This window comes from Comamonas kerstersii, from assembly GCF_008801935.1.
GTDB lineage: Bacteria > Pseudomonadota > Gammaproteobacteria > Burkholderiales > Burkholderiaceae_C > Comamonas > Comamonas kerstersii.
This window is the reverse complement of sequence record NZ_VZOT01000001.1, coordinates 423,545-449,769: the sequence shown is the minus strand read 5'-3', so window position 1 is coordinate 449,769 and position 26,225 is coordinate 423,545. Positions and strand designations below refer to the sequence as shown.

At 59.2% G+C, this 26,225-nt stretch carries 28 protein-coding genes and 2 tRNA genes; 21 read left to right on the top strand and 9 right to left on the bottom strand.

Annotated elements, in window-relative coordinates:
* Positions 1–10: 10 nt before the first annotated feature.
* The 7 genes from F7P80_RS02130 to tatC all read left to right on the top strand — a co-directional run bounded on the left by F7P80_RS02130 (position 11) and on the right by tatC (position 4,097).
* Entirely contained in the window at positions 11–406 is a 396-nt protein-coding gene (locus F7P80_RS02130; protein ID WP_054067355.1) for a phosphoribosyl-ATP diphosphatase, read from the top strand.
* Positions 403–795 carry a DUF4870 family protein gene (locus F7P80_RS02125; RefSeq protein WP_054067356.1) on the top strand — a complete coding sequence of 131 codons (393 nt, stop codon included), beginning with the start codon at positions 403–405 and terminating at the stop codon, positions 793–795. Before F7P80_RS02130 ends, F7P80_RS02125 begins: the two co-directional genes overlap by 4 nt.
* A gap of 37 nt (positions 796–832) precedes the next feature.
* Positions 833–1,867: a patatin-like phospholipase family protein gene (locus F7P80_RS02120; protein WP_151042674.1), complete on the top strand. Its 1,035-nt coding sequence runs from the start codon at positions 833–835 to the stop codon at positions 1,865–1,867.
* An 81-nt stretch (positions 1,868–1,948) separates the two neighbouring features.
* Positions 1,949–2,326, top strand: coding sequence for a histidine triad nucleotide-binding protein (locus tag F7P80_RS02115; protein ID WP_054067358.1), 378 nt, complete (start codon positions 1,949–1,951; stop codon positions 2,324–2,326).
* A 101-nt stretch (positions 2,327–2,427) separates the two neighbouring features.
* The gene (gene tatA, locus F7P80_RS02110; protein WP_151042389.1) at positions 2,428–2,664 is read left to right on the top strand and encodes a Sec-independent protein translocase subunit TatA; all 237 of its coding nucleotides are present in this window, start codon (positions 2,428–2,430) and stop codon (positions 2,662–2,664) included.
* A 40-nt stretch (positions 2,665–2,704) separates the two neighbouring features.
* Positions 2,705–3,208 carry a Sec-independent protein translocase protein TatB gene (gene tatB, locus F7P80_RS02105; protein ID WP_054067360.1) on the top strand — a complete coding sequence of 168 codons (504 nt, stop codon included), beginning with the start codon at positions 2,705–2,707 and terminating at the stop codon, positions 3,206–3,208.
* A 100-nt stretch (positions 3,209–3,308) separates the two neighbouring features.
* Positions 3,309–4,097 carry a twin-arginine translocase subunit TatC gene (gene tatC, locus F7P80_RS02100; RefSeq protein ID WP_054067361.1) on the top strand — a complete coding sequence of 263 codons (789 nt, stop codon included), beginning with the start codon at positions 3,309–3,311 and terminating at the stop codon, positions 4,095–4,097.
* Between the two features lie 181 nt (positions 4,098–4,278).
* On the opposite strand, the gene F7P80_RS02095 is transcribed toward tatC, so the two are convergent.
* Complete coding sequence (locus F7P80_RS02095) at positions 4,279–5,433, bottom strand: S1C family serine protease (RefSeq protein ID WP_151042387.1); 1,155 nt, start codon at positions 5,431–5,433, stop codon at positions 4,279–4,281.
* 379 nt (positions 5,434–5,812) lie between these two features.
* On the opposite strand from F7P80_RS02095, the gene F7P80_RS02090 reads away from it, so the two are divergent.
* The 3 genes from F7P80_RS02090 to pdxA all read left to right on the top strand — a co-directional run bounded on the left by F7P80_RS02090 (position 5,813) and on the right by pdxA (position 9,094).
* Complete coding sequence (locus F7P80_RS02090) at positions 5,813–7,141, top strand: MFS transporter (protein WP_054067417.1); 1,329 nt, start codon at positions 5,813–5,815, stop codon at positions 7,139–7,141.
* 99 nt (positions 7,142–7,240) lie between these two features.
* Entirely contained in the window at positions 7,241–7,990 is a 750-nt protein-coding gene (locus F7P80_RS02085; protein WP_151042385.1) for a Nif3-like dinuclear metal center hexameric protein, read from the top strand.
* Positions 7,991–8,038: 48 nt separating this feature from the next.
* Positions 8,039–9,094, top strand: a complete 1,056-nt coding sequence (gene pdxA / locus F7P80_RS02080) for a 4-hydroxythreonine-4-phosphate dehydrogenase PdxA (protein WP_151042383.1) — start codon at positions 8,039–8,041, stop codon at positions 9,092–9,094.
* Positions 9,095–9,119: 25 nt separating this feature from the next.
* Here pdxA and mscL read toward each other — a convergent pair whose 3' ends face one another.
* Positions 9,120–9,548, bottom strand: coding sequence for a large conductance mechanosensitive channel protein MscL (mscL, locus tag F7P80_RS02075; RefSeq protein WP_151042381.1), 429 nt, complete (start codon positions 9,546–9,548; stop codon positions 9,120–9,122).
* Positions 9,549–9,693: 145 nt separating this feature from the next.
* Here mscL and petA point away from each other — a divergent pair, with 145 nt between their 5' ends.
* The 7 genes from petA (at position 9,694) to F7P80_RS02040 (ending at position 14,062) form a co-directional block, all read left to right on the top strand.
* Positions 9,694–10,290: a ubiquinol-cytochrome c reductase iron-sulfur subunit gene (petA, locus tag F7P80_RS02070; protein WP_054067366.1), complete on the top strand. Its 597-nt coding sequence runs from the start codon at positions 9,694–9,696 to the stop codon at positions 10,288–10,290.
* Between the two features lie 15 nt (positions 10,291–10,305).
* A complete protein-coding gene (locus F7P80_RS02065; RefSeq protein WP_151042379.1) occupies positions 10,306–11,724 on the top strand; it encodes a cytochrome b in 1,419 nt (472 codons plus the stop codon).
* A gap of 17 nt (positions 11,725–11,741) precedes the next feature.
* Positions 11,742–12,500 carry a cytochrome c1 gene (locus F7P80_RS02060; RefSeq protein ID WP_151042377.1) on the top strand — a complete coding sequence of 253 codons (759 nt, stop codon included), beginning with the start codon at positions 11,742–11,744 and terminating at the stop codon, positions 12,498–12,500.
* A 106-nt stretch (positions 12,501–12,606) separates the two neighbouring features.
* Positions 12,607–13,218 carry a glutathione S-transferase N-terminal domain-containing protein gene (locus F7P80_RS02055; protein ID WP_054067369.1) on the top strand — a complete coding sequence of 204 codons (612 nt, stop codon included), beginning with the start codon at positions 12,607–12,609 and terminating at the stop codon, positions 13,216–13,218.
* A gap of 52 nt (positions 13,219–13,270) precedes the next feature.
* On the top strand, positions 13,271–13,801 hold the full coding sequence (locus tag F7P80_RS02050; protein WP_151042375.1) for a ClpXP protease specificity-enhancing factor: 531 nt from the start codon (positions 13,271–13,273) through the stop codon (positions 13,799–13,801).
* A gap of 51 nt (positions 13,802–13,852) precedes the next feature.
* A tRNA-Thr gene (locus F7P80_RS02045) sits at positions 13,853–13,928 on the top strand.
* 58 nt (positions 13,929–13,986) lie between these two features.
* Positions 13,987–14,062: transfer RNA gene (locus F7P80_RS02040), tRNA-Thr, on the top strand.
* A 55-nt stretch (positions 14,063–14,117) separates the two neighbouring features.
* Here the strand turns inward: F7P80_RS02040 and F7P80_RS02035 are convergent.
* Entirely contained in the window at positions 14,118–14,444 is a 327-nt protein-coding gene (locus F7P80_RS02035) for a DciA family protein (RefSeq protein ID WP_054067370.1), read from the bottom strand.
* A 236-nt stretch (positions 14,445–14,680) separates the two neighbouring features.
* Here F7P80_RS02035 and secA point away from each other — a divergent pair, with 236 nt between their 5' ends.
* The 4 genes from secA to F7P80_RS02015 all read left to right on the top strand — a co-directional run bounded on the left by secA (position 14,681) and on the right by F7P80_RS02015 (position 20,454).
* On the top strand, positions 14,681–17,404 hold the full coding sequence (gene secA, locus F7P80_RS02030) for a preprotein translocase subunit SecA (RefSeq protein WP_054067371.1): 2,724 nt from the start codon (positions 14,681–14,683) through the stop codon (positions 17,402–17,404).
* Positions 17,405–17,531: 127 nt separating this feature from the next.
* Positions 17,532–18,761, top strand: a complete 1,230-nt coding sequence (argJ, locus tag F7P80_RS02025; RefSeq protein ID WP_151042373.1) for a bifunctional glutamate N-acetyltransferase/amino-acid acetyltransferase ArgJ — start codon at positions 17,532–17,534, stop codon at positions 18,759–18,761.
* A 283-nt stretch (positions 18,762–19,044) separates the two neighbouring features.
* The gene (locus tag F7P80_RS02020) at positions 19,045–19,977 is read left to right on the top strand and encodes an ATP-binding protein (RefSeq protein ID WP_151042671.1); all 933 of its coding nucleotides are present in this window, start codon (positions 19,045–19,047) and stop codon (positions 19,975–19,977) included.
* A 12-nt stretch (positions 19,978–19,989) separates the two neighbouring features.
* A complete protein-coding gene (locus F7P80_RS02015) occupies positions 19,990–20,454 on the top strand; it encodes an NUDIX domain-containing protein (protein WP_151042371.1) in 465 nt (154 codons plus the stop codon).
* An 85-nt stretch (positions 20,455–20,539) separates the two neighbouring features.
* Here the strand turns inward: F7P80_RS02015 and F7P80_RS02010 are convergent, their stop codons facing one another.
* The 6 genes from F7P80_RS02010 to pilB form a co-directional block, all read right to left on the bottom strand.
* Positions 20,540–20,743, bottom strand: coding sequence for a DNA gyrase inhibitor YacG (locus tag F7P80_RS02010; RefSeq protein ID WP_054067375.1), 204 nt, complete (start codon positions 20,741–20,743; stop codon positions 20,540–20,542).
* A gap of 27 nt (positions 20,744–20,770) precedes the next feature.
* Positions 20,771–21,526, bottom strand: a complete 756-nt coding sequence (gene zapD / locus F7P80_RS02005) for a cell division protein ZapD (protein ID WP_151042369.1) — start codon at positions 21,524–21,526, stop codon at positions 20,771–20,773.
* 82 nt (positions 21,527–21,608) lie between these two features.
* Positions 21,609–22,217 (bottom strand): dephospho-CoA kinase, encoded by a 609-nt coding sequence (coaE, locus tag F7P80_RS02000; protein WP_058880035.1) that lies wholly within the window; start codon positions 22,215–22,217, stop codon positions 21,609–21,611.
* Positions 22,218–22,219: 2 nt separating this feature from the next.
* Complete coding sequence (locus tag F7P80_RS01995; RefSeq protein ID WP_151042367.1) at positions 22,220–23,089, bottom strand: prepilin peptidase; 870 nt, start codon at positions 23,087–23,089, stop codon at positions 22,220–22,222.
* Entirely contained in the window at positions 23,089–24,312 is a 1,224-nt protein-coding gene (locus F7P80_RS01990) for a type II secretion system F family protein (protein ID WP_054067379.1), read from the bottom strand. Before F7P80_RS01990 ends, F7P80_RS01995 begins: the two co-directional genes overlap by 1 nt.
* Before the next feature lie 81 nt (positions 24,313–24,393).
* Positions 24,394–26,136 (bottom strand): type IV-A pilus assembly ATPase PilB, encoded by a 1,743-nt coding sequence (pilB, locus tag F7P80_RS01985; protein WP_151042365.1) that lies wholly within the window; start codon positions 26,134–26,136, stop codon positions 24,394–24,396.
* Positions 26,137–26,225 lie beyond the last annotated feature (89 nt).

The following is a 26,225-nucleotide window of genomic DNA, read 5'->3' as shown; positions in this document are numbered from 1 at the left end:
TGTAAACACCATGTCTGAACAAAACTCCGCGTCGGTTGAAGGCGCACTGGCCCGTCTGGCCGCTGTCATTGAAAGCCGCAAAGCCATCAACGGTGGCGATCCTGAGAAAAGCTATGTCTCCCGTCTGCTGCACAAGGGGCCGGATGCCTTCCTGAAAAAAGTGGGCGAAGAGGCCACCGAAGTCGTCATGGCTGCCAAGGACGTTGACCATGGTGCTGACAAAGGAAAACTCCTTTATGAAGTTGCGGATTTGTGGTTTCACTCCATGATTGCACTGTCGTACTATGGGCTCACGCCCGCCGACGTGGTGGCCGAGCTGGAACGCCGTGAAGGCACCAGTGGTCTGGAAGAAAAAGCATTGCGCAAAGCCAAGGAAAGGGCCGCGCAGGAAGGAAATGCCGAGTGAACGATGACATTGTCGAAGTCCGCGCCGTAGATCAGGCCACGCTCGATGGGCTCAAGGCCTGGGGCTGGGTCAGCTATATCCTGCACCTGATTGTGGCGCTGGCCGTGGTCATTCCAGGTGCACAGGTCAGCGTGCTCATACTGGCTGTCGCGCTGGTGATCGACCTGGTCAAGCGCTCGGATGCTCAGGGTACCTGGCATGCCTCCCACTTCTCGTGGCGCCTGCGCAGTGTGATCTGGGCGGGCATTCTGTATATCGTGACCGCACCACTGTGGCTGCTGTTTATCTTCCCGGGCTGGATTGCGTGGTGCGTGATCTCCATCTGGTTCCTGTATCGCATCGTGCGCGGCATGATTGCCATGAACAAGCAGGAACCCCTGCCTGTATAAGCTGACGCATCACTGCCAGCCATAGCCCATGACCCAGATGCCCCCTGCAGCCTCGCCTCAGCGCCTGAATCTGGCACTTCAGGGCGGTGGCTCGCATGGGGCTTTTACCTGGGGCGTGCTCGATGCCCTGCTCGAAGACGGCGGTTTCGCCTTTCCCGGCATCAGTGGCACCAGTGCCGGGGCCATGAATGCGGTGGCGCTGGCCCAGGGCTTTGCTGCCGCGGCGCTGGAGCATCCGGATGACCCGCAGGCACGCCACAGTCTGGGCTGTGTGCTGGCACGTGCAGCGCTCAAAAAACTCTGGGAAGGGGTTGGTGCCATGGGCGTGTTCACACTGGGCGTGCCGGTGGCGAACAACCCGCTCATGAACCTCATGAGCCAGTTCCTCTCGCCCTATCAGACCAATCCGCTGGACATCAACCCGCTGCGCAAGCTGCTCGAGCGCGTGGTGGACTTTGACATGCTCGCTCAGGTCTGGGGGCAGGAAGGCATGCCCAAGCTGTTTGTCTGTGCCACCAATGTGCGCACGGGCAAGGGCGAAATCTTCAGCGAGCAGCGCATCAGTGCCGATGCCATCATGGCCTCAGCCTGCCTGCCACAGCTGTACCAGGCCGTGGAAATTGACGGTGAGTATTACTGGGACGGCGGCTTTTCCGGCAACCCGGCCCTGTACCCGCTGATCTACCGCACCGACTGCAGCGACATGCTGCTGGTGCAGATCAACCCGATTGAGTCGCCTGACCTGCCAGACACGGCCAGCGATATTGCCGAGCGCATGAACGAAGTCATGTTCAACGCTGGCCTGCTGGGCGAGCTGCGCGCCATTGACTTTGTGCGCCGCCTGCTGGCCGAAGGCAAGCTGGACCCCCAACGCTACAAAAGCGTGCTCATGCACCGCATTGACGGTGGTGCGGCCCTGGCCCGTTTTGGTGCAGCCAGCAAGTCGCGCGTGGACATGGGATTTTTGCAGCAGCTGTTTGCACTGGGGCGCAGGCAGGGGCAGCAGTGGGCGCAGGACCACCGCAATGACGTGGGCGTGCGCCAGACGCTGCAGATTGTGGACAATCCATAGTTCGCCAGCTCTGCGACGCGCATAGACTGGCATGCCTTTTGAAGCCTTTTGCTACGAATAACAACGACTGTTTGCTCTGCCATGACTGATCACTCGCATACTGCGCACGACCCCAACTGCATTTTCTGCAAGATCATTGCGGGCCAGATTCCCAGCCGCAAGCTGTATGAGGACGAAGACGTCTTCGCCTTTCACGACATCAACCCCGCAGCGCCCGTGCACTTCATGATCGTGCCCAAGAAGCACATTGCTTCCATGGCCCATGTGACCGAGGCCGATCAGGCACTGCTGGGCAAGATCATGCTGCTTGCGCCCAAGCTGGCCATGCAGCAGGGCTGCAACCCTTATCCTGCCGGAGGCTTTCGCATCATGGTCAATACTGGTGAGGAAGGTGGGCAGGAAGTGCACCACCTGCACGTGCACGTCATGGGCGGCCCCCGCCCCTGGAAGCGCGGCTGACAATGGATGGGGACGTGAAAGGCTGTGCAAGTTAAGGCCATCTGAGGCGCTATGGCGCGGCGTCACGTCTAAAATGACTCGTATTCGTTAGGAGAAATCTCATGGGATCGTTTTCTGTTTGGCACTGGCTGATTGTTCTGCTCATCGTGGTGCTGGTGTTCGGCACCAAGAAGCTCAAGAACCTGGGTAGCGACCTGGGTGGCGCCGTCAAGGGTTTCAAGGACGGCATGAAGGACGGCAGCACGGCTGAAGCCGCTGCGGAAAAGACCGCAGTGACCGATCAGAGCAAGGCTGACGACAAGACCACGATCGACGTTGACGCCAAGCAAAAGAGCTGATGTATCAGCATGGCAGCAAGCACCTGCATAGGGCGTTGGCATGATTGATATCGGTATCTCCAAGCTGGCACTGATCGGCGCTGTGGCCCTGGTGGTCATTGGTCCCGAGAAGCTGCCGCGCGTGGCCCGCACGGTCGGCACGCTGCTGGGCAAGGCCCAGCGCTATGTGGCGGACGTGAAGGCGGAAGTCAATCGCTCCATGGAGCTCGACGAGCTCAAGAAGATGAAGGAGTCGATGGAGTCCGCTGCCCGTGATGTGGAGCAGTCGGTGCAAAGCACCACGAGCAGTCTGGAAAAGGACTGGCGTGATGCCACCGATTTCGAGTCGGCATACAGCAGCAGCGATTCCAGCACTTCAGCCAGCGACTACAGCAGCTACGAAAGCAGTAGCCGCAGCGCAGTGACGCCGGCCTACAAGCATCCGGGCAAGAACTTCCGCCTCAAGCGCACGGCCGTGCCACGCTGGTACAAGGCGCGCTCCGGGCTGCGCACCCATGTGCAGTCAGGTGCTGCGCGAGTGGCGCGCTTCAGACCGAAGCGCTGAGGCTGATCTCCCACAGCACGGCGCCTGCAGCGAGCGGCCCGTGCTGGTGCTTTTCTCTTGATCTGCAGGGCCTGATGATGGCCCGGTTCTTTTTTCGACCATGTCCAACAAATCCACCCAAGACGACGAGCTGGCCGGCACCGAGCAGCCCTTTGTGCAGCACCTGATGGAGCTGCGCGACCGCCTGCTGTACTGCATCTACGGCATTGCGCTGGCGGTGGCTGTGCTGGCCATCTGGCCTGGCCCCAATGGCTTGATCGACTTTATTGCCCAGCCCATCAAGGCACACATGCCGCCTGATGCCAAGCTGATTGCGGTGGGCGTGTTCTCGCCCTTCTTCGTGCCGCTGAAGGTGCTGATGATGGTGGGCATGCTGGCCGTGCTGCCATGGATCATGTACCAGCTGTGGGCTTTTGTGGCACCTGGTCTGTACAGCCATGAAAAGCGCTTTGCACTGCCGCTGATCACCTTTGGCAGCCTGCTGGCCTATGTGGGCATTGCCTTTGTGCAGTTCTTTGTGCTGGACAAGATGTTCGGCTTCATCCAGGGCTTTACGCCCGAGAGCGTGGCTGCGACGCCTGATATTGCCTCTTATGTGGAAGCGATTTTGTCGCTGTACCTGGCGTTTGGCCTGGCCTTCCAGGTGCCCATCGTGGTGATGCTGCTGGTGCGCTTTGGCATTGTGGAAATTGACAAGCTCAAGAGCTTCCGTGGCTACTTCATCGTGCTGGCCTTTGTGATTGCCGCCGTGGTGACGCCGCCCGATGTGATTTCGCAGCTGGCGCTGGCCGTGCCCATGTGCCTGCTGTATGAGGTGGGCATCATCGGGGCAGGCTGGTTTGCCAAGGTTGCCCGCAAGCCAGAGGATGAGGAAGCCGATCAGGCCTGATGCGCACATCCTGGCCAGAACCAAAAAATCCCGCAGCCCTTTAAAAGGCAGCGGGATTTTTTTGTTGGTGGGTGATGGCTTTGAAAAAGAGAGCGGCTAGCGCTTGTCAATCAAGGTTTTCAATATGTTTTGTATTTGAAATCATTGATTTGCAAGCGCTGATAGCTCTCTTTTTTGATGCTTAACGGAGCTGGCGCATGCGTCGGGGGGCAGGGCGCTCGCTGGGCACGATGTTCAGCGTCATGCTCTGGCCGTTGCGCAAAATCTCAAAGTCCGCACGCTGGCCGGGCTGCAGAGAGGCAACCGCCGTCATCATCTCAGCCACATTGCGCACGCGCTGCTCATCCACCTGCACGATCACATCGCCCGGCAGCATGCCAGCACGTGCCGCAGGGCCACCCTGCAGTACGCCCGTGATGATGACGCCGGCATTTGCACCGGCTACGCCAAAGGTTTCGGCCAGTTCGGGCGAAAGCTCATTGGGCTCCACGCCAATCCAGCCGCGCGTGACCTTGCCATCCTTGACCAGGCCGTCCATGACGATCTTGGCTGTGGACACGGGAATGGCAAAGCCAATGCCCATGCTGCCGCCAGAGCGCGAGTAGATGGCGGTGTTGATGCCCAGCAGATTGCCTTCCACATCCACCAGCGCGCCGCCGGAGTTGCCGGGGTTGATGGCGGCATCGGTCTGGATGAAGTTTTCAAAGGTGTTGATGCCCAGCTCGCTGCGGCCCAGCGCACTGATGATGCCGCTGGTCACCGTCTGCCCCACGCCAAAGGGGTTGCCAATGGCCAGCACGGTGTCGCCCACCACGGCATGGTCGGAGTTGCCCAGCACGATGACGGGCAGCTTGTCCAGTTCGATCTTGAGCACGGCCAGGTCGGTTTCTGGGTCGGTGCCCACGATGCGTGCTTCTGCAATGCGGCTGTCGGCCAGGGTGACGGTGATCTGATCCGCGCCTTCGACCACGTGGTTGTTGGTCAGGATATAGCCGTCCGGGCTCACGATCACGCCGCTACCCAGTCCGGTCTGCTGCTGGGTGCCGATCTGGTCACCAAAGAAGAAATGGAACCAGGGGTCGTTCAGGTGCGGGCTGCGCACCTCCTTGCTGGTGTTGATGCTGACCACGGCAGGCATGGCCTTCTGGGCGGCAGCCGCCAGGCTGCCGGGGACAAACTCTGTACGGGGTTCAGACGGCGCTTCCAGCAAGGCAATGCCGGCACGGCTCATGGTGGAGCCATGGCGCAGCCAGGCTGGCTGCAGCGTGGCAACAATGAAATAGGCCGCCAGCAGCACGGTGACGGCCTGTGAAAACAACAGCCAGTAACGCTTCATAGAAATGAGAAAAAGAGGGGGGACAAAGGGGGAGGCAAGCAAAGGCTGACAGCGTAAGCCGAAATGTATTTCCTGTCAGAAATGCAGGCAGTCTGTGTCTTGGCAAGACATCGTAAAAAGAGATGGATAAAGAGTTTCTGGAGATGGCTCGTCGTTAAAAACGATGTTTGCCAGGAAGGGTATTGGTGCAAACCCTAGAATGCTTGCATTGACTGCGCCACACGGTGTTCGTTCTTGGGCTGGCACACCCGCCAGATTCGAGAAAAACAAAGGCTTCATCACCGTGAAGTCCTGAAGAACAGTCCAGTCTGCCCTGAAGCACTTATCCGTTGCCGCGGCTCTCGCGCTGTCTGACCTTTTGAACTGGAAAGACAACCCCATGAGTAAGCATCCCAACGCCCAAGCCCATCAAGTGGCTGGCGGCGCCCACCATCGTCCCTTGAACCGTGACGATTACAAGACCTTGAGCCTGTCCGCACTGGGCGGCACGCTGGAGTTCTACGACTTCGTCGTTTTCGTTTTCTTTGCCAACGTCATTGGCGCGCTGTTTTTCCCGGCTGACATGCCGGAATGGATGCGCCAGCTGCAGACGCTGGGCATTTTCGCGGCTGGCTATCTGGCACGCCCCCTGGGCGGCATCATCATTGCGCACTATGGCGACAAGATTGGCCGCAAGAAGATGTTCTCGCTGTCCATCTTTCTGATGGCGGTGCCCACACTGGTCATTGGCCTGCTGCCTACCTATGAAACCATTGGCCTGGCCGCGCCCTTGCTGCTGCTGCTGATGCGCGTGCTGCAAGGCGCTGCGATTGGCGGTGAAATGCCTGGTGCCTGGGTGTTCGTTGCCGAGCACTCGCCTGCCAAGCACTATGGCCTGGCCATTGGTACGCTGACTTCCGGCATTACTGGCGGCATTTTCCTGGGCTCCATCTTTGGTGTGTGGCTCAACAGCACCTACAGCCAGGCAGAAATCCATGACTGGGCATGGCGCATTCCTTTTATTCTGGGTGGTGTGTTTGGCCTGGTGTCGGTGTATCTGCGCCGCTTCCTGCATGAAACGCCTCTGTTCCAGGATATGCAAAAGCGCAAGGCTGCGGATGCAGAACTGCCCTTGAAAACCATCTTGCGTGACCACAAGGAAGCCAGCTGGCTGGTGGCGCTGATGACCTGGGTGCTCTCGACAGGCGTGGTGGTGGTGGTGCTGATGGCGCCTGCCTACCTGCAGAAGGTGTTCCATATCGCTCCCGCCGAAGCCATGATGGCCAACGCAGTGGCGACCGTGACTCTGACCATTGGCTGCATCTTCTGGGGCTGGCTGTCTGACAAGATCGGCACCAAGCTGACCATGCTGTTCGGCTGGGGTGGCATGACGGTGACCGCCTATATCTTCTATCTGAACCTGCCTGGTGAATCGACCCTGGTGCTGCGCTATGCGCTGGTGGGCTTCTTTGTGGGTTCCATCTCGCTGCTGCCTGTAGTGGGTGTGCGTGCCTTCCCTGTGGCGGTGCGCTTTACCGGCCTGTCTTTCGCCTACAACATGGCCTACGCCGTCTTCGGTGGCCTGACCCCCTTGCTGGTGGCCAGCTGGCAGCAGGTGGACATCATGGCCCCTGCCCACTACGTGGCAGCCATGGGTATCCTGGGTGCTGCCATCGGCCTGTTCTGGCCTATCGCTTCCAAGGGCTGGCAGCCCAAGGTCAAGGCCTGATAGCGCCTTCGCTTGCGATGCAGATCAGGGCAGCTTCGGCTGCCCTTTTTTATGGCCTGCTGCACTCGTGCTTCCTGAACGCTTGGCACAATCGACGCCATGATCCAGCGACAAGACCTTCTCTCCCATTTCGATGCCTTGCTCCAGCCCGAGCGCTTCAAGGACTACGGCCCCAACGGCCTGCAGGTCGAAGGCAAGGCCGAGATTCGCCATATCGTCAGCGGCGTGACGGCCAGCCGTGCCCTGATTGAAGCCGCCATTGCCGACAAGGCCGATGCCATCTTTGTGCACCACGGCCTGTTCTGGAAAGGCATGGATGGCCGCATCACGGGCTGGATGAAGGAACGCATCCGTCTGCTGCTGGCGCATGACATCAATCTGTTCGCCTACCACCTGCCGCTCGATGCCCACCCCGAGCTGGGCAACAACGCGCAGCTGGGCGCCAAGCTCGGCGTACAGTGGGGCAGCACCTTTGGCGAGCAGGCGCTGGGCATGGTGGGTGATGCCAGTTTTGCCAGTCCTGCTGCCCTGGCAGACCATGTGCAGCAGGTGCTGGGCCGTGCCGTGACCTGCGTCAGCGGTGCGCAGGACAAGCCCATACGCCGTCTGGCCTGGTGCACGGGTGGCGCGCAGGGCTTCTTTGAAAGCGCGCTGGCCGCAGGGGCTGATGCCTATATCACGGGTGAAATCTCCGAGCCCCAGGCCCATCTGGCACGTGAGACCGGCACCACCTTTATTGCCGCGGGCCACCATGCCACCGAGCGCTATGGCGCGCCTGCCGTGGCTGCCCATGTGGCGCAGCAACTGGGGCTGAGCCACCGGTTTATCGAGATCGATAATCCAGCATAAATTTCATAGCTTTCAGCGCTTGCTGCATCAGCGTTATAGGTCAATTTCATGCATAAAAACAAAGCCATTGCCATCACGCAAGGAGATTCTGCGGGCATTGGCCCGGAAATCATTGCCAAGGTGTTTCGTGAACAGCCTGCGCTGCTGCATGGCTGTTTTGTCGTGGGGGATGTGGCCACCATGCGCCGTGGTGCGCAGGCCATTGCCGTGGCTGGCGAAACCTCGCTGCCTGTGGCTGTGATTGCCAGCCCGGATGAGGCATGGCAGGTGCCGCCGCGCTGCATCCCCGTGCTGGAGCTGCCGGACATGCCGCCTCCTGCACCCTGGGGGCAGATCACGGACAGCGCAGGTGCCGCCGCCGCAGCCTGCGTGCAATGGGCGGCGCGTGCCGCCCTGCGTGGTGAGATTGCCGCTCTGGTGACCGCGCCGCTGCACAAGGAAGCACTGCATGCCGGTGGTGTGACCTACCCTGGCCATACCGAACTGCTGCAGGCAGAAGCTGCGCAGCATGCAGGCGTCGCCATGAGCGAGATGCCGGTGCGCATGATGCTGGCCAATGATGAGCTGTGCACCGTGCTGGTGAGCATCCATGTCTCGCTGCGCAAGGCGCTGGAAGCCGTGACCTTGGACAACATCCTGCAGACCCTGCAGATCACCCATGCCGCACTGCAGCGCATGCTGGGCCGTGCGCCACGCATTGGTGTGGCGGGGCTCAACCCCCATGCGGGTGAGGGCGGCCTGTTTGGCTCGGAAGAGATAGACATCATTGCGCCTGCCATCGCTGCTGCCCGCGCGCAGGGCATTGATGCACAGGGGCCGTTTGCGCCCGACACCGTATTCATGCGGGCCCGCAATGTGCCCGGTCACCCCGGCGAGTTTGATGTGGTGTTGGCCATGTACCACGACCAGGGCTTGATACCCATCAAATATCTGGGCGTGGAAAGTGGCGTAAATGTGACACTTGGCCTGCCTCTGGTGCGCACCAGCCCGGACCACGGCACGGCCTTTGACATCGCGGGGCAGGGCGTGGCCGATGCTTCCAGTCTGCTGGAGGCTGTGCGCATGGCACAAAAGCTCTCAGCCAGAGCGAGGGTGCAGGCTTAAGTTTCCTAGCGCGAAGCATGCGCCTTCAGCGGCGCAGCTGATCGCGGATTTCGCGCAGCAGCAGGACTTCTTCAGGCGTCACTTCAGGTGCGGGAGCAGGGGGCGGTGTCTCGCGCTTGAGGCGGTTGATCTGCTTGATCATCACAAAAATGATGAAAGCCAGAATCACAAAATTCACAGCTACGGTGATGAAGTTGCCATAGGCCAGCACAGGCACCCCCGCTTCCTGCAGGGCAGACAGCGTGCGCGGCGTTCCTTCGGGAACACTGCCCAGCACGATGAACAGGTTGGAGAAGTCCAGCTTGCCGAACACCAGCCCTACCAGCGGCATGATCAGGTCCTTCACCACGGAATCGACGATCTTCCCGAAGGCCCCGCCGATGATCACGCCGACGGCCAGATCGATCACGTTGCCCTTGACGGCAAACTCACGAAACTCCTGCAGCATAGACATGCGAATCTCCTGTTTGATTGAGATAAGTCATATTGCATGATTTAACGCAAGAAGGGGGGAGGATAGGTGCTTGGATTCCAATTTTTCGACAAGCTACAATTTCTCGATTGACCTTATACCTAGCGATGTTTTATCGAGGATCCCCATGAGCGATACACCTGTCGACTCCAGCAAGCGGACGTGGATCATCACGTCTGCCTGCGCTGGCGCAGTAGGCGGCGCAGCGGTTGCAGTGCCTTTTGTGAGTACTTTCCAGCCTTCTGAAAAGGCCAAGGCCGCAGGGGCTGCAGTGGAAGTGGATATCTCCGCGCTGGCTCCAGGCGAAAAGCTGACCGTGGAATGGCGTGGCAAGCCTGTGTGGATCTTGAAGCGCACACCGGAACAGCTCGCGGAGCTGCCCGAGCTGGACAGCCAGCTGGCAGACCCCGAATCGCTGCGTAACCAGGATCAGCTCACGCCTCCTTACGCACGCAATACATGGCGTTCCATCAAGCCCGAGGTGTTTGTTGCAGTGGGGATTTGCACGCACCTGGGATGCTCGCCTGTGGATAAGTTCGCTACCGGCGCCCAGCCTTCGCTGCCTGCAGACTGGAAGGGCGGCTTCCTGTGCCCATGCCACGGCTCTACTTTTGACATGGCTGGCCGTGTCTTCAAGAACAAGCCAGCACCCGACAACCTGGAAGTGCCTCCTTATAAGTTCCTGTCAGAGAACACACTTCTGATTGGCGACGACAAGGCTTGATGGAGTTAGAACGACATGGCCCACGAATTCAAAGAGATCGACCCGAACGCCGCGACCGGTGCGAAGGTCAAGAACTGGTTTGAAAATCGTTTTCCTTCGGCATTTGCAGGCTACAAGATGCATATGTCGGAGTACTACGCTCCAAAGAACTTCAACTTCTGGTACATCTTTGGTTCGCTGGCACTGCTGGTGCTGGTGATCCAGATCGTGACCGGGATCTTCCTGGTCATGCACTACAAGCCTGACGCTGAAAAAGCCTTTGCGTCTGTGGAATACATCATGCGTGATGTGCCATGGGGCTGGCTGATTCGCTATATGCACTCCACCGGTGCATCGGCCTTCTTTGTGGTGGTCTATCTGCACATGTTCCGTGGTCTGCTCTATGGCTCCTACCGCAAGCCACGCGAGCTGGTCTGGATCTTCGGCTGCGCCATCTTCCTGGCGCTGATGGCTGAAGCCTTCATGGGCTACCTGCTGCCATGGGGCCAGATGTCTTACTGGGGCGCGCAGGTGATCGTGAACCTGTTTGCTGCAGTACCCGTGATCGGCCCTGACCTGGCGATCTTGATTCGTGGTGACTATGTGGTCGGTGATGCAACGCTGAACCGCTTTTTCAGCTTCCACGTGATTGCCGTGCCGCTGGTGTTGCTGGGTCTGGTGGTGGCGCACTTACTGGCGCTGCACGATGTGGGCTCGAACAACCCTGACGGTATCGAGATCAAGGCTCCCAATGCACCCAAGGATGCCAATGGCAATCCGCTGGACGGCGTGCCTTTCCATCCCTACTACACCGTGCACGACATCTTTGGCGTGGCTGTGTTCCTGTTCCTGTTCTCGGCGGTGGTGTTCTTCGCGCCAGAGTTCGGTGGGTACTTCCTGGAGTACAACAACTTCATCCCCGCTGACCCGCTGAAGACGCCTGCGCACATCGCTCCCGTGTGGTATTTCACGCCGTTTTACTCCATGCTGCGTGCGATTACTGCCGAGATGATGTATGTGCTGGTGGGCTGCGTGGTGCTGGCTGCGCTGCTGGCTCTCTTCAAGTCCAAGATGGCAGGCCTGTTCAAGCTGGTGGCGGTTGTGGCTGCGGCCGTCGCTGTGGTGCTGATGCTGAGCATCGATGCCAAGTTCTGGGGTGTGGTTGTGATGGGCGGCGCCGTGGTGATTCTGTTTGCGCTGCCATGGCTGGACTGCAGCCCTGTGAAGTCCATTCGCTACCGTCCCTCATGGCACAAGTATGTGTATGCCGTGTTCGTGATCAACTTCGTGATCCTGGCGTATCTGGGTGTGCAGCCGCCATCCCCCATGGGTGAGCGCGTTTCGCAGGTGGGCACCTTGTTCTACTTCGGCTTCTTCCTGCTGATGCCCTGGTGGAGCCAGCTGGGTACACCCAAGCCTGTTCCTGATCGCGTGACTTTCAAGCCACACCACTGAGCTAGGAGATAAGAACAATGAAAAAGCTGTTTCTCACGCTGATTGCCGCGCTTGGCATTGTGGGTGGTGCACATGCCGCAGGCGGTGGCCTGGTGCCACTGGACAAGGCTCCAGTGGATGTGACGAACCAGGCATCGCTGCAAAACGGTGCCAAGCTGTTCGTGAACTACTGCCTGGGGTGTCACTCGGCAGCTTTCATGCGCTACAACCGCTTGAAGGACATTGGACTGAGTGATCAGGAAATCAAGGACAACCTGCTGTTCACCACAGAAAAAGTGGGTGACACCATGGTGGCTGCGATTGATCCCAAGCAGGCAGCAGCCTGGTTTGGTGCCAACCCACCTGATCTGACGGTGATTGCGCGCTCTCGTGCCAGCCACGATGGCTCGGGTGCAGATTACATCTACACCTTCCTGCGTACCTTCTATCTGGACTCCACCAAGCCCACGGGCTGGAACAACCTGGTCTTCCCTTCGGTGGGCATGCCCCATGTGCTGTGGGAGCTGCAGGGTGCACGCAGCGCCATCTTTGAAGATGTGGTGGTAGATGGTCAAAACACCCAGGTATTCAAGGGCTGGGAAACCGTTACTCCGGGAACAATGACCCCACAAGAGTACGATCAGGCTGTAGGGGACTTGGTGAACTTCCTACAATGGATGGGTGAACCAGCCCAAAATACCCGCATCCGCGTGGGTATCGGTGTCCTGATCTTCTTGGGTATCTTTATCTTGATCACCTGGAGACTGAACGCCGCGTTCTGGAAAGACGTTAAATAATTAGACAGTCTGTGCTGCCTCGTACCCTGGGTGTGAGGCAGTTCGGTCGTAGCAGAGTGGGCGCTTTCAGGCGTCCCACTCTTTTTGATTTTTAGGAGCTTCCGCCATGATGGTGCTTTATTCGGGAACGACTTGCCCTTATTCCCACCGTTGCCGCTTTGTGCTGTTCGAGAAGGGAATGGACTTCGAGATTCGCGATGTGGACTTGTACAACAAGCCCGAAGAGATCGCGGCGATGAACCCCTACGGTCAAGTTCCCATCCTGGTTGAACGTGACCTGATTCTGTATGAATCGAACATCATCAATGAGTACATTGATGAGCGCTTCCCCCATCCCCAGCTGATGCCTGGTGACCCTGTGGATCGTGCGCGTGTGCGTCTGTTCCTGCTGAACTTTGAAAAAGAACTGTTCGTGCACGTGAACACGCTGGAGCAGCGCAATGTCAAGGGCAACGAAAAGGAAGTGGAAAAGGCACGTCAGCACATCCGTGACCGTCTGACCCAGCTGGCTCCTGTGTTCCTGAAGAACAAGTACATGCTGGGCGAAGGCTTCTCCATGCTCGACGTGGCGATTGCTCCCCTGCTGTGGCGTCTGGACTACTACGGCATTGAGCTGAGCAAGAACGCTGCGCCCTTGCTCAAGTACGCCGAGCGCATCTTCTCGCGCCCTGCCTACATTGAAGCCCTGACACCTTCCGAGAAGGTGATGCGCAAGTAATTCTTGTGCTTTTGTGTTTCCCCCTGCGTTTGCTGTTTGCTGGAATTTGTTCATGACCGAGTCTTCTGCCTCCTCTACACGGCCATACCTCATTCGTGCCATTCATGAGTGGTGTACGGATAACGGCTTTACGCCTTATCTGGCTGTCAAAGTGGATCGCTCGGTGCAAGTGCCGCGTGAATACGTCAATGGCGGGGAAATCGTGCTCAACGTCAGCTATGACGCTACGGGCAGTCTGCAGCTGGGCAATGAATATATTGAATTCAAGGCCCGTTTTGGTGGCAGACCCCATGACATCATGGTGCCCGTTGAGCGCGTGCAGGCCATTTATGCGCGTGAGACCGGGCAAGGCATGTCTTTCCCCGTGATTGACGATTTGCTGGCAGAGCTGGCAGATGACGCGGCGGCTCTTGCCGCTGCTGAAGCAGAGGATGAGGCTGCACCAGAGCAGGAGCCTGCAGCGAGCACACCCGTGGTGCAGCTGGTCAGCGCCAGCAGCAAGCCTTCGGATGGCGACGAGCCTCCTTCGCCACCAGCGCCTGCTGCGGGTGGCAAACGCCCCGCACTCAAACGTGTGAAATAAAGTCCTGAATTTTTCTGCAAGCGCAAAACTTGTATTAGAATTTCAGCTTTCGCCGGTTTAGCTCAGTTGGTAGAGCACCCGCCTTGTAAGCGGTAGGTCGTCAGTTCGAATCCGACAACCGGCACCAATTCAGGATGCTTTGCGGCATCCTTATCCCGGTAGCAATTCACGCTGCGCTGTGGATAGCCGGTTTAGCTCAGTTGGTAGAGCACCCGCCTTGTAAGCGGTAGGTCGTCAGTTCGAATCCGACAACCGGCACCATTTCTTCAGTTATGTAAAGACCCATCAGGGTCTTTTTTTTCGTCTGTACCCAGGCTCACATGGGGCTTTGCCAGGGTGACGCATTCAAGATCTTGATCTGAATGCGGTTCACGTTCCAGCCCTTGTTGCGCAGATGCGCCTCCAGCCCCGGCAGCAGGTGGCGCAACTTGCTGGCCGCAGCGCTGTTTTTCACGATCAGGCACCAGACGTCACCTTCCAGCGGGCCGGGTTGCACGTGCGGCCGCAGGCCCGGAGGCAGCAGTGGGGCAATGCACTTCAGGCGCGCATTGGCGTCTTGTGCCTGCTTTACCAATGACGACAGCATGGGTGAGGTGTGTGCGGCTTGTTCCAGAGAAATAGCGATATGGCGGCGCGAATGCATGGCAGATCAGGTGTCAGGATTTGTGCATTATCAGCACATCATGCTGTGCGTGCACGGGCTGTCTGCAGGAGACTGGAGCTAAAGCGCAAGCGGCAGTTAGAATCAATTTTTGGCTTTCAGTGCATGAGGCTCTTGTTTTGTCGCTGAATGAGCCCATCTGCATGACAACTCTACATTAGGGATTTGGCCGCTGCCGGTGCTGCTGTTTGCAGCGCTGCTCAGTGGCTTCCGTTCGCATGGTCAACTTTCTCACCAAACTTTTCGGCAGCCGCAATGACCGGCTTCTCAAGCAGTACCGCAAGACGGTGGCTCGTATCAATGCGATGGAGCCAGAGCTGGAAAAGCTCGATGACCAGGCTTTGCGGGCCAAAACCCAAGAATTCAAAGACCGTCTGGCCAAGGGTGAAGCGCTGGATGATCTCTTGCCCGAAGCCTTTGCTGTAGTGCGTGAGGCCTCCAAGCGTGTCATGAAGATGCGCCACTTTGATGTGCAGCTGCTCGGTGGTATGGCGCTGCACCACGGCAAGATTGCCGAAATGCGCACTGGTGAAGGCAAGACGCTGACCTCGACCCTGCCCGTCTACCTGAACGCACTGACTGGCAATGGCGTGCATGTGGTGACGGTGAACGACTACCTGGCCAGCCGCGACGCGGAAACCATGCGTCCGCTCTATAACTTCCTGGGCCTGTCCGTGGGGGTGAACCTGCCCCAGGCGCCACGCGAAGACAAGCAGCTGGCCTATCTGGCTGACATTACCTACGGCACGAATAACGAATACGGCTTCGACTACCTGCGTGACAACATGGTCTATGACAAGGCCGATCGTGTGCAGCGTGGTCTGAACTTTGCCATCGTCGACGAGGTGGACTCCATCCTGATCGACGAAGCGCGTACGCCTCTGATCATCTCTGGTCCTGCCGAAGACAACACGGCCATGTACCAGGTCATCAACAAGCTGGCTCCGCAACTGGTGCGTCAGGAAGGCGAGGCAGACCCCCGCACGGGCGAAGGTGTGACCAAGCCCGGTGACTTCACCGTGGACGAAAAGAGCCACCAGGTGTTCCTGACCGAAGAAGGTCACGAAAAGGCAGAGCGCATTTTGATGGAAGCGGGCCTGCTGCCAGAAGGCGCTTCGCTGTACGACCCTTCGAACATTGCGCTGGTGCACCACCTGTACGCTGCACTGCGCGCCCACCATATCTATCACCGTGACCAGCACTATGTGGTGCAAAACGGTGAAGTCACCATCGTGGACGAGTTCACCGGCCGTCTGATGAGTGGCCGCCGCTGGAGCGATGGTCTGCACCAGGCCGTGGAAGCCAAGGAAGGTGTGGCCATTCAGGCCGAGAACCAGACCATGGCCTCGATCACCTTCCAGAACTACTTCCGCCTCTACAGCAAGCTGGCGGGTATGACGGGTACGGCTGACACCGAAGCTTACGAATTCCAGAGCATCTATGGCCTGGAAACCGTGGTGATTCCTCCGAACAAGCCCAGCAAGCGTGTGGACCAGCTGGACCGCGTCTACAAGACCACGCAGGAAAAGTACAACGCCGCCATCGAAGACATTCGCGAATGCTACGAGCGCGGCCAGCCTGTGCTGGTGGGTACGACCTCGATCGAGAACTCGGAAATCATTGACCAGCTGCTCACGGCTGCCAAGCTGCCCCACCAGGTGCTGAACGCCAAGCAGCACGCCAAGGAAGCTGACATCATCGCCCAGGCCGGTCGCAAGGGCATGATCACCATCGCCACCAATATGGCTGGCCGTGGTACCGACATTGTGCTGGGTGGCAACATCAGCAAGCAGGAAGCGGAAATCGCCGCCAACCCTGAGCTGGACGATGCCACCAAGCAGGCCAAGATTGCCGAGCTGCGTGCGCAGTGGCACAAGGACCACGAAGAGGTCAAGGCGCTGGGCGGCCTGCGCATCATCGCTACCGAGCGCCATGAATCGCGCCGTATCGACAACCAGTTGCGTGGTCGTTCGGGCCGCCAGGGTGACCCCGGCTCTTCGCGCTTCTATCTGAGTCTGGATGACCAGCTGATGCGCATCTTCGCGGGTGACCGCGTGCGTGCCATCATGGACCGCCTGAAGATGCCTGAGGGTGAAGCCATCGAAGCAGGTATCGTGACCCGCTCCATCGAGTCTGCACAGCGCAAGGTGGAAGCACGCAACTTCGACATGCGCAAGCAGCTGCTCGAATACGACGACGTGGCCAATGACCAGCGCAAGGTGATCTACCAGCAGCGCAACGACATTCTGGACACCGAAGACCTGACCGACATGATCAACGCCATGCGCGAAGATTGTGTGGCAGACATGGTGCGCATGTATGTGCCTGCCGAGTCCATGGAAGAGCAGTGGAACCTGCCTGCGCTGGAAAAAGCGCTGGCAGAGTGGCAGGTGCACATCGACCTGCAAGGCATGGTCAAGGATTCGGAAAGCATCACCGACGAAGAGATCCTGGAAGCCTGCGTGAAGGCTGCCAACGATGTCTATCAGGGCAAGCTGGATCTGGTCGGCAAGGACCAGTTCATGAACTTCCAGCGCGCCGTGCTGCTGCAAAGCTTTGACACCAACTGGCGCGACCACCTAGCAGCGCTGGACTATCTGCGCCAGGGTATCCACCTGCGCGGCTTTGCACAGAAGCAGCCCAAGCAGGAATACAAGCGCGAGGCGTTTGAGCTGTTCCGCCAGCTGATCGACCAGGTCAAGAATGAAGTGACCCGCGTGCTGCTGACCGTGCGCATCCAGCAGCCTGAGCAGCTGGAGCAGGTGGCACAAAATATTGAAGAGCATGCGGAAAGCGCCCAGCAGGGTATGCAGTACGCCAGCGCCGATGGTGACAAGACCGACCGTTTTGAGCTGCCAGCCGGCGTGCGTGTGGGCCGCAACGATCCATGCCCCTGCGGTAGCGGCCAGAAGTTCAAGAATTGCCACGGCAAACTGGCTTGATGGACTTCTGCAGGCGTTGATGCCTACATCCACAAACAACACGGGCTGCATGCCCGTGTTTTTCATTGTGCGCAGCGGTTTGTCTCCATAATCAGGGACTAACTGTTTTTCTGTAGGAAGCCCTGCAATGCCTGTGAATTTGCCCGTTCCCGTCGCCGCTGACCTGTTCCCCGTCGCTGGTGTTCGTATTGGTGTGACCGAAGCCGGTGTGCGCAAAGCCAACCGCAAAGACCTGACCGTGTTTTTGCTGGATGAAGGCGCCAGCGTCGCAGGCGTGTTCACGCAGAACCGTTACTGTGCAGCACCTGTGCAAGTCTGCCGTGAGCATCTGGCCGCAGGCCAGGGCATCCGCGCCATGGTGATCAACACCGGCAATGCCAATGCAGGCACGGGCGCAGCTGGTCTGGCCAATGCCCGCAAGACCTGCGCTGCGCTGGCCAAGGAGCTGGGCGTGAGCGAGCAGCAGGTGCTGCCTTTCTCCACCGGCGTGATCATGGAAGAGCTGCCTGTGGACCGCATTGTGGCCGGTCTGCCTGCCGCCATTGCGGCCGCCAAGGCCGACAACTGGGCCGTAGCTGCCGAAGGCATCATGACCACCGACACCCAGCCCAAGGCTTACAGCCGCAGCGTGCAAGTGGGTGGCAAGACGGTGCACATCACCGGCATCAGCAAGGGTGCAGGCATGATTCGCCCGAATATGGCGACCATGCTGGGCTATCTGGCCACCGATGCAGCCATCGCGCCCGAGTTGCTGCAGGGCCTGGTCAAGGAACTGGCTAATGGCTCCTTCAACCGCGTGACCATTGATGGCGACACCTCCACCAACGACTCCTTTGTGCTGATTGCTACGCACAAGGCGGGCAATGAGGTCATCACCAACTGGGACGGCGCCGAAGCCCAGGCACTGAAGGCCGCGCTGCAGGACGTGGCGCGTCTGCTGGCTCAGGCCATCGTGCGCGATGGTGAAGGCGCTACCAAGTTCATCACCGTCAAGGTGGAGGGCGGCAAGACCGAAGAGGAATGCCGTCTGGTGGCTTACTCCATTGCCCACTCGCCCCTGGTCAAGACCGCCTTCTTTGCCTCTGACCCCAACCTGGGCCGCATCCTGGCTGCCGTGGGCTATGCTGGCATTGCGGACCTGGACCAGACCAAGATTGATCTGTACCTGGACGATGTGCACGTGGTGGTCGATGGCGGCCGCAATCCTTCCTACAGGGAAGAAGATGGCCAGCGCGTGATGAAGCAGCAGGAAATCACCGTGCGTGTGCTGCTGGGCCGTGGTGATGCGTCGCAGAACGTGTGGACCTGCGACCTGAGCCATGACTATGTTTCCATCAACGCCGACTACCGCTCTTGATAGGTGGCTGTGGCGCTGCAAAACGCCCTGCAGGCTTTGTTGCAAGCTCTTGCCGTGGCGCTGCCACTGTCTGCGAGCTTGCGTCGCGCCTGCACCGCCCTGCGGGCTGGGCGCTCTGCAGCGCTGGAGATGCTGTGAGGGGCCTGATGGCTCCTTTCTTTTTTAAGAGCAGCTTGCGCTGGATTTATAAGCGTTTCAAATAGAAAACTATCTGAAACCAAGCATTGATCGGCGCAAGCAGCTATCAAAATTAAAAAATGGAGACCCTACCGTGCAAGATGTGATGAACCCTCTGGAGCGCCTGGTCGAACGTGCCGAGCGGCTCATGCAACGCATTGAATCTGTGCTGCCGCAGCCGCTGCAGGCGCCCGCTGACTGGAATGCCGCCATTGCCTGGCGCTACCGCAAGCGCGCCAACGGCTGCGGGGTGCTGGAGCCTGTGCGCCATGTGGGCGCCATGCAGCTGTCGGACCTGCAGAACATTGATGCGCAGAAAGAAAAAATCGCGCGCAATACCGAGCAGTTTGTGCAGGGCCGCACGGCCAACAATGTGCTGCTCACGGGGGCGCGGGGCACGGGCAAGTCATCGCTGATTCGCGCCTGTCTGCATGCTTATGCCCCGCAGGGGCTGCGCCTGATTGAGGTGGACAAGGCCGATCTGACCGATCTGCCCGATATCGTGGACGTGGTCGCTGGTCGTGCTGAGAAATTCATCATCTATTGCGACGACCTGAGCTTTGAGGAAGGCGAGCCCGGTTACAAGGCCATGAAGTCCATCCTGGATGGTTCTGTGTCTGCTGCCACGCCCAATGTGCTGGTCTATGCGACCAGCAACCGCCGCCATCTGCTGCCCGAGTACATGAGCGACAACCTGCAGACCACCAAGGGCAAGGATGGTGAGATCCACCCCGGCGAAGTCGTCGAAGAGAAAATCTCGCTGTCTGAGCGCTTTGGCCTGTGGGTGAGCTTCTACCCCTTCAGCCAGGACGAATACCTGCGCGTGGTGGCGCAGTGGCTGCACTCCATGGGCTTGGACGAGGCTGCCATCAAAGCGGCGGAGCCTGAAGCGCTGGTCTGGGCCTTGGAGCGCGGCTCACGCAGCGGCCGTGTGGCCCAGCAGTTTGCGCGTGACTATGCCGGTCGCAGTGAGCGCCCCGCAGCACCGCGTCAGCGCATTGCCGATGTCGAAGGCCTGACTGACGGCGCTGAAATTTAAGAAAGCAGATTTTTGACAGTGACTACCCCTGCAGAACGTAAACATACCGAAGTCGCCGTGGGCGTGCTGATTCGCGAAAGCGATGGCGCGCTGCTGATCACCAGCCGCCCTGAGGGCAAGCCCCGCGCGGGCTGGTGGGAGTTTCCCGGCGGCAAGCTCGAAGCTGGCGAAACCGTGGAGCAGGCGCTGCGCCGCGAGTTGCAGGAAGAGCTAGGCATCACCATTACCAACTGCCTGCCTTGGAAGGTGACGGAGCACGCATACAGCCACGCCCTGGTGCGCTTGCACTGGTGCAAGATCACGCAGTGGGAGGGTGAGTTCGCCATGCTCGAAGGCCAGCAGATGGCCTGGCAGCAATTGCCGCTGCAGGTACGTCCGGTGCTGGAAGGCTCGCTGCCGGTGCTGCAGTGGCTCAGCGAAGAGCGCGGCCTGCCGTTTGATGCCAGTGTGTATGCGGTGGAAGAACTGCAGAAATAAGAGCTGCTAGCGCTGAAAAACAAAGGTATTCAGATAGAAAACTATTTGAATCCCTTATTTGTTGGGCGCTGAAAGCTATGGTTTTTTAATCTTCCTTGCGCGGGTCGCCGTATTCATTGTCCTGTGGTGGCTGGGCTGGCACACGAAACGCTTCGGCAGCCCAGGCGCCCAGATCAATGTTCTTGCAGCGCTGACTGCAGAAAGGACGCCACGCATTGCTGGGCGCAAACAGGCTAGGGCCGCCGCAGGTCGGGCATTGCACGGTGGGGTGGATGGTCGAATCGCTCATGCGTATAAGTCTGGCATGTGGCGGCGCTCAGGCGCACAGCGTGAGCTCAAAAACCGCATTTTCACTGGTCGCTTGCAGGGCACCCTGTTCATTGGCGCGCAGCAGGCGCACAGACACCATCAGCCGGTTGGCGCTGATTTCAGGAATCAGGCCGGACTCCGTGGAGATGCGCAGGCGCAGCAGCTGGTAGGCTTTGCCAGCCTGCAGTGACTGCTGGAATTGCCCGTTGGTGGCAGCCACTTTCTGGGGCGAGCCAGTTTCGCGCAGCAGGCGCAGCAGCAGCGCCAGTGCATCGGCCAGCGGTCTGAGGCATTGGGTCCACTGCTGCAGATCGGCATGGCGCTGTTCAGCAGGGCAGTTTTGCCAGCGGTGGTAGGCCGGCAGGTCAAAGCTGCTGGTGCCGCCAGGGATGCTGATACGGCTGCGAATGCTCATCAGCCAGTCAATCTCGGTCAGGGGCTGGCCGGTCTTGCCGGTCTGGGTGTGCAGCGCGCTGTAGCACTGGTTCAACTGCTGGATGATGTGGTCCAGCATGTCCTGCGCAATGGCTGGGTTGTCACGCAGGTTTTCGAACATGCTTTTGTTGCGATCAAGATCGCGCAGCAGGTCGGACTTGAGGTCAGCACGGGAGGCCACGTCCATGATTTCGAACATGGTGGCCAGTGCGAAATGGTGATCAATGGACGATTCGCGCGAGACGAGTTCAAACAAACGCCGGAAGAGTTGTTCCAGACGCAAGTAGGTGCGTAGCCGTTCGTTGAAAGGGTACTCGTAAAGGATCACGCTGGCAGTATCCCGGTAGGCGCAGGCAAAAAAGGTACGGGGTCACATGCGTGCCCGCCATAAAAAGGCGACACGGTTGTCATCATAGCGGCAACCATGCCGAAATTGATAGCACTTCTGTGCGCAATGCTGCTAAATCTATGCCGTCGTTGTAGATCACATAGTCAGCGGCTGCCATGCGTTGCTGACGACGGGCTTGCGCCGCGAGGATTTTTTCCACTGCAGTGCGCTCCAGCCCGTTGCGGGCCATGACGCGCTGGATCTGGGTTTCGGGCTCGCAATCGACGACCAGCACCGCATCCAGCTGCTGGCGCCAGCGGCCAGATTCCACCAGCAAAGGCACATCAAACACCAGCAGGCGCGCGCCGCGTTGCTGGGCCTGTAGCGCCTGCTGCTCGGTCAGCTGGGCAATCAAGGGGTGGGTGATGGCTTCCAGCCGCTGGCGGGCCGTGGCGTCCTGAAACACCAGCTGGCGCATGTAGGCACGGTCCAGTGCACCGTCTGCACCAATGGCCTGGGGTCCAAAGGCCTCAGCAATCGGGGCGATGGCGGCCCCATGGGGCGCGGTAATGCTGCGCGCGATGGCATCCGCATCCATGATCGCAGCACCCGCGCTGGCCAGGATCTGGGCCACGGTGCTTTTGCCGCTGCCAATGCCTCCCGTCAGGCCCAGCCGGTAAGCGCGCTGCATATTCAGATCCCCAGGCCTTGCAGCAAGGTGCGCATGATGCGGTCATGGCCCCAGAACAGCACGGCAAAGCCACCGCCAGCCAGAAATGGGCCAAAGGGGATGTAGCCACCTTCGCGCAGGCTGCTGCGCAGCTTCATGGCAATGCCGACGATGGCGCCAATCACCGAGGCCAGCAAAATCAGCGGCACCAGCGCCTGCCAGCCGAACCACGCCCCCAGTCCTGCAAACAGCTTGAAGTCGCCATAGCCCATGCCTTCCTTGCCAGTGAGCAGCTTGAAGCCCCAGTACACCAGCCACAGTGACAGATAGCCCGCCACAGCCCCCCACAGGGCTTCTGACAGCGCAATACTGTTCCACTGCAGGGCTGTAACGATGAGGCCGCTCCACACCAGCGGCAGGGTGATGTCGTCCGGCAGATAGGTGGTGTCCCAGTCAATCAGTGCCAGCGTCAGCAGGGCGGCACTGAAGCCGCACCAGGCCAGGCCTGTGGGTGTGAAGCCCCAGCGGTGGATGCACCAGGCAAACAGGGCTGCGGTGGCGAGCTCTACCAGTGGATAGCGAATGCTGATGCGGCGACTGCAGCCGCGGCATTTGCCGCGCAGTGCCAGCCAGCTGAGCACGGGAATGTTCTCGTACCAGACAATGGCATGGCCACAGTGCGGGCAGCGTGAGCGCGGCCTGCACAGCGTGAGTGCAGGGGCTGCTGGCGTGTATGCCTTGCCAGCCTTGGAGGCAGCATGCTGGGCGCATTCAGCGTCCCACTGCTGCTCCAGCATCTGTGGAAGTCTATGGATGACGACGTTCAAAAAACTGCCAATCAGCAGACCGAGCAAAGCTGCGAGGGCGATATCCCCCAGTGCAAAAACGTCCATCAAACCACTTGTCCCAATTTGAAGATAGGCAGGTACATGGCCACCACGATGCTGCCGATGATGCCACCCAGAAACACGATGATGATGGGCTCCATCAGGCTGGAAAGCCCGGCCACCATCTCATCGACCTCTTGTTCGTAGAAGTCGGCAGCCTTGCCCAGCATGTGGTCAATGGCACCCGACTCCTCGCCAATGGCGCACATCTGCAGCACCATGGATGGAAAGACATTGGCATTGGCCATGGCCACGTTCAGGCTGGAGCCGGTGGCTACTTCATGCTGGATGCGGTCGGTGGCCTCCTTGTAGACGCTGTTGCCGGAAGCGCCGCCCACAGAGTCCAGTGCCTCCACCAGGGGCACGCCTGCGGCAAACATGGTCGAGAGCGTACGCGTCCAGCGCGCCACGCAGGATTTGTCGATCAGCACGCCAAAGATGGGCATTTTCAGCAGCAGGCGGTCCATGACGCGCTGCATCTTGGGGCTGCGCTTCCAGGCCTGCATGAAAAAGTAAAAACCTCCACCGAGCACGCCAAAGATCAGCCACCAGTAGTCCACAAAGAACTCGCTGATGGACATCACCAGCAGGGTGGGGGCGGGCAGATCGGCACCAAAGGAGGTAAAGACTTCCTTGAAGGCAGGGATCACAAAGATCATGATCACCGTCACCACAATAAAGGCCACCAGCACGACCGAGGTGGGGTACATCAGGGCTGATTTGATCTTGCCCTTGATGGCCTCGGTCTTTTCCATATAGGTGGCCAGGCGATCCATCAGGGTTTCCAGAATACCTGCGGCTTCACCCGCTTCGACCAGGTTGCAGTACAGCGCATCGAAGTACATGGGGTGCTTGCGAAACGCCACACTCAGTGAAGTGCCGGTCTCTACATCCTGACGGATGTCGTTGAGCAGCTTGGTCACGCTGGGGTTGGGGTTGCCGCGGCCCACGATGTCGAAGGCCTGCAGCAAGGGCACGCCCGCCTTCATCATGGTAGCCATCTGGCGCGTGAAGACGGCAATGTCCTTGGGCTTGATCTTCTTGCCAGCCCGCAGGGCGCGCTTTTTCAGCTTGGTCATGAAGATACCCTGGCGGCGCAGCGACGCCTGGACCTGTGCTTCTCCTGTGGCTCGCATTTCGCCGCGCAGCTCTTTGCCCTGCCGGTCTTTGCCTACCCATTCAAAGATGAATTCCTTGGCTGGCGCTCGGCCAATTGTTGCGTTTGCCATCACGCTACTCCCTCTGCTCTCAGTGCTGTTGTAGATGCTGGAACCGGCCGCTTATGTCTGCAGCCGTATTCACGCGGACACTTATAGGTTGGTAACTGCCAGAACTTCTTCCAGCGAGGTAACGCCTTGCCGGACCTTGTCCAAACCTGATTCACGCAAGGATTTGACGCCTTCGTGCTTGGCCTGGTTGGCAATGTCCAGTGCGGAGCCATCACGCAGGATGATTTGCTGTATTTCTTCGCTGATGGGCATGACCTGGTAGATGCCGACGCGGCCCTTGTAGCCATTGTTGCAGGCGCTGCAGCCTACGGCCTTGTACGGCACCCAGGAGCCGTCGAGCTGGCTTTCTTCAAAGCCTGCGGCCAGCAGCGCTTCCGTCGGGACATCGTGCGGCTGCTTGCATTGGGGGCACAGGCGACGTGCCAGACGCTGGGCCGTAATCAGGATGACGCTGGAGGCGATGTTGAACGGTGCTACCCCCATGTTGCGCAGACGCGTCAGCGTGGTGGGGGCATCGTTGGTGTGCAGGGTCGAGAGCACCATGTGGCCGGTCTGTGCGGCCTTGATGGCGATGTCTGCAGTTTCCAGGTCACGGATTTCACCGACCATGATCACGTCCGGGTCCTGACGCAAAAACGCCTTGAGCGCAGCAGCAAAGGTCAGGCCCGCCTTGTCATTGACGTTGACCTGGTTGACCCCCGGCATGTTGATTTCGGAAGGGTCTTCAGCGGTCGAGATGTTGACGCCTGGCTGATTGAGGATGTTCAGGCAGGTGTAGAGCGACACCGTCTTGCCCGAGCCGGTGGGGCCGGTCACCAGAATCATGCCGTAGGGACGATGGATGGCATCGAGCAGGCGTGCTTTTTCTTCGGGCTCATAGCCCAGGGCATCAATGCCCATCTTGGCGCTGTTGGGGTCCAAGATACGGATGACGATTTTTTCGCCAAACAGCGTGGGCAGGGTGGACACACGGAAGTCAATCACCCGTTCAGGGCCGATCTTGAGCTTCATGCGGCCATCCTGTGGCACGCGTTTTTCCGAAATGTCCAGACGTGAAATCACCTTGATGCGCGAGGCCAGCTTGTCCTTGATGGTGATAGGTGGCGAGGCAATTTCACGCAGCTCACCGTCCACACGAAAGCGCACGCGGTAGTTGTGCTCATACGGCTCAAAGTGCAGGTCCGATGCGCGCATGTTGACGGCATCGATCAGCATCTTGTGCAGGAATTTGACAACGGGAGCATCTTCTACGTCCGAAGCGCTGCTGTCCTTGTCCTCCTGCTGGGGAGCTTCCTTGGTATCGTCGAACTGGAATTCGTCGTCTGCAATATAAGTGTCCAGCGCTTCCGTGACGCTTTTGTGTGCGCTCTCAATGAGTCTGACCAGTTTGTCGTGCTCGGCAATGATCCAGTCAATGCCCATCTGAGAGGCAAATTTGATTTTTTCCGTGGCTTCCTTGTCGGTGGGGGCCGCCGTGGCCACGATCAGGCGGTTGCCTCGCTTGCACAGCGGCAGCACATGGTGGCTGGTGCACAGCTTGGGGTCGAGCAGATCCTTGGGCAGCAGCAGCGGGTCAATGGCGTTCAGATCCAGCAGTGGCGTGCTGAAGATCAGCGAGATCTGGTGGGCTAGTTCTGCGGCAGAGAAATGGCCGCTGCTGACCAGCTGCGCTACAAAGCTGCTTTTGCTGGCAGTGGCCTTGAGGGCGACTTCACGAGCAGTAGCTTCTGATAGCTGCCCAGCACTGACTAAAGCACGGGCCAGGCCCGGAAGCTGCATGGTGCCAGTCGGTGCAAGTGATGGGGCGTTGGTAACAGCAGTCATGAACCCAGTTCGGAAAATGTTGTGTCGTTCGCATCATCCTCTATCACCGGGGTAGCTGTACAGGTGCAAAAAGCCTGTTGTTGCAGGCT

Coding starts and splice junctions, on each gene's coding strand:
- F7P80_RS02130 (WP_054067355.1), top strand. CDS start 11: ATGTCTGAACAAAACTCCGCGTCGGTTGAAGGCGCACTGGCCCGTCTG.
- F7P80_RS02120 (WP_151042674.1), top strand. CDS start 833: ATGCCCCCTGCAGCCTCGCCTCAGCGCCTGAATCTGGCACTTCAGGGC.
- F7P80_RS02115 (WP_054067358.1), top strand. CDS start 1,949: ATGACTGATCACTCGCATACTGCGCACGACCCCAACTGCATTTTCTGC.
- tatA (WP_151042389.1), top strand. CDS start 2,428: ATGGGATCGTTTTCTGTTTGGCACTGGCTGATTGTTCTGCTCATCGTG.
- tatB (WP_054067360.1), top strand. CDS start 2,705: ATGATTGATATCGGTATCTCCAAGCTGGCACTGATCGGCGCTGTGGCC.
- tatC (WP_054067361.1), top strand. CDS start 3,309: ATGTCCAACAAATCCACCCAAGACGACGAGCTGGCCGGCACCGAGCAG.
- F7P80_RS02095 (WP_151042387.1), bottom strand. CDS start 5,433: ATGAAGCGTTACTGGCTGTTGTTTTCACAGGCCGTCACCGTGCTGCTG.
- F7P80_RS02090 (WP_054067417.1), top strand. CDS start 5,813: ATGAGTAAGCATCCCAACGCCCAAGCCCATCAAGTGGCTGGCGGCGCC.
- F7P80_RS02085 (WP_151042385.1), top strand. CDS start 7,241: ATGATCCAGCGACAAGACCTTCTCTCCCATTTCGATGCCTTGCTCCAG.
- pdxA (WP_151042383.1), top strand. CDS start 8,039: ATGCATAAAAACAAAGCCATTGCCATCACGCAAGGAGATTCTGCGGGC.
- mscL (WP_151042381.1), bottom strand. CDS start 9,548: ATGTCTATGCTGCAGGAGTTTCGTGAGTTTGCCGTCAAGGGCAACGTG.
- petA (WP_054067366.1), top strand. CDS start 9,694: ATGAGCGATACACCTGTCGACTCCAGCAAGCGGACGTGGATCATCACG.
- F7P80_RS02065 (WP_151042379.1), top strand. CDS start 10,306: ATGGCCCACGAATTCAAAGAGATCGACCCGAACGCCGCGACCGGTGCG.
- F7P80_RS02060 (WP_151042377.1), top strand. CDS start 11,742: ATGAAAAAGCTGTTTCTCACGCTGATTGCCGCGCTTGGCATTGTGGGT.
- F7P80_RS02055 (WP_054067369.1), top strand. CDS start 12,607: ATGATGGTGCTTTATTCGGGAACGACTTGCCCTTATTCCCACCGTTGC.
- F7P80_RS02050 (WP_151042375.1), top strand. CDS start 13,271: ATGACCGAGTCTTCTGCCTCCTCTACACGGCCATACCTCATTCGTGCC.
- F7P80_RS02035 (WP_054067370.1), bottom strand. CDS start 14,444: ATGCATTCGCGCCGCCATATCGCTATTTCTCTGGAACAAGCCGCACAC.
- secA (WP_054067371.1), top strand. CDS start 14,681: ATGGTCAACTTTCTCACCAAACTTTTCGGCAGCCGCAATGACCGGCTT.
- argJ (WP_151042373.1), top strand. CDS start 17,532: ATGCCTGTGAATTTGCCCGTTCCCGTCGCCGCTGACCTGTTCCCCGTC.
- F7P80_RS02020 (WP_151042671.1), top strand. CDS start 19,045: ATGAACCCTCTGGAGCGCCTGGTCGAACGTGCCGAGCGGCTCATGCAA.
- F7P80_RS02010 (WP_054067375.1), bottom strand. CDS start 20,743: ATGAGCGATTCGACCATCCACCCCACCGTGCAATGCCCGACCTGCGGC.
- coaE (WP_058880035.1), bottom strand. CDS start 22,217: ATGCAGCGCGCTTACCGGCTGGGCCTGACGGGAGGCATTGGCAGCGGC.
- F7P80_RS01995 (WP_151042367.1), bottom strand. CDS start 23,089: ATGGACGTTTTTGCACTGGGGGATATCGCCCTCGCAGCTTTGCTCGGT.
- F7P80_RS01990 (WP_054067379.1), bottom strand. CDS start 24,312: ATGGCAAACGCAACAATTGGCCGAGCGCCAGCCAAGGAATTCATCTTT.
- pilB (WP_151042365.1), bottom strand. CDS start 26,136: ATGACTGCTGTTACCAACGCCCCATCACTTGCACCGACTGGCACCATG.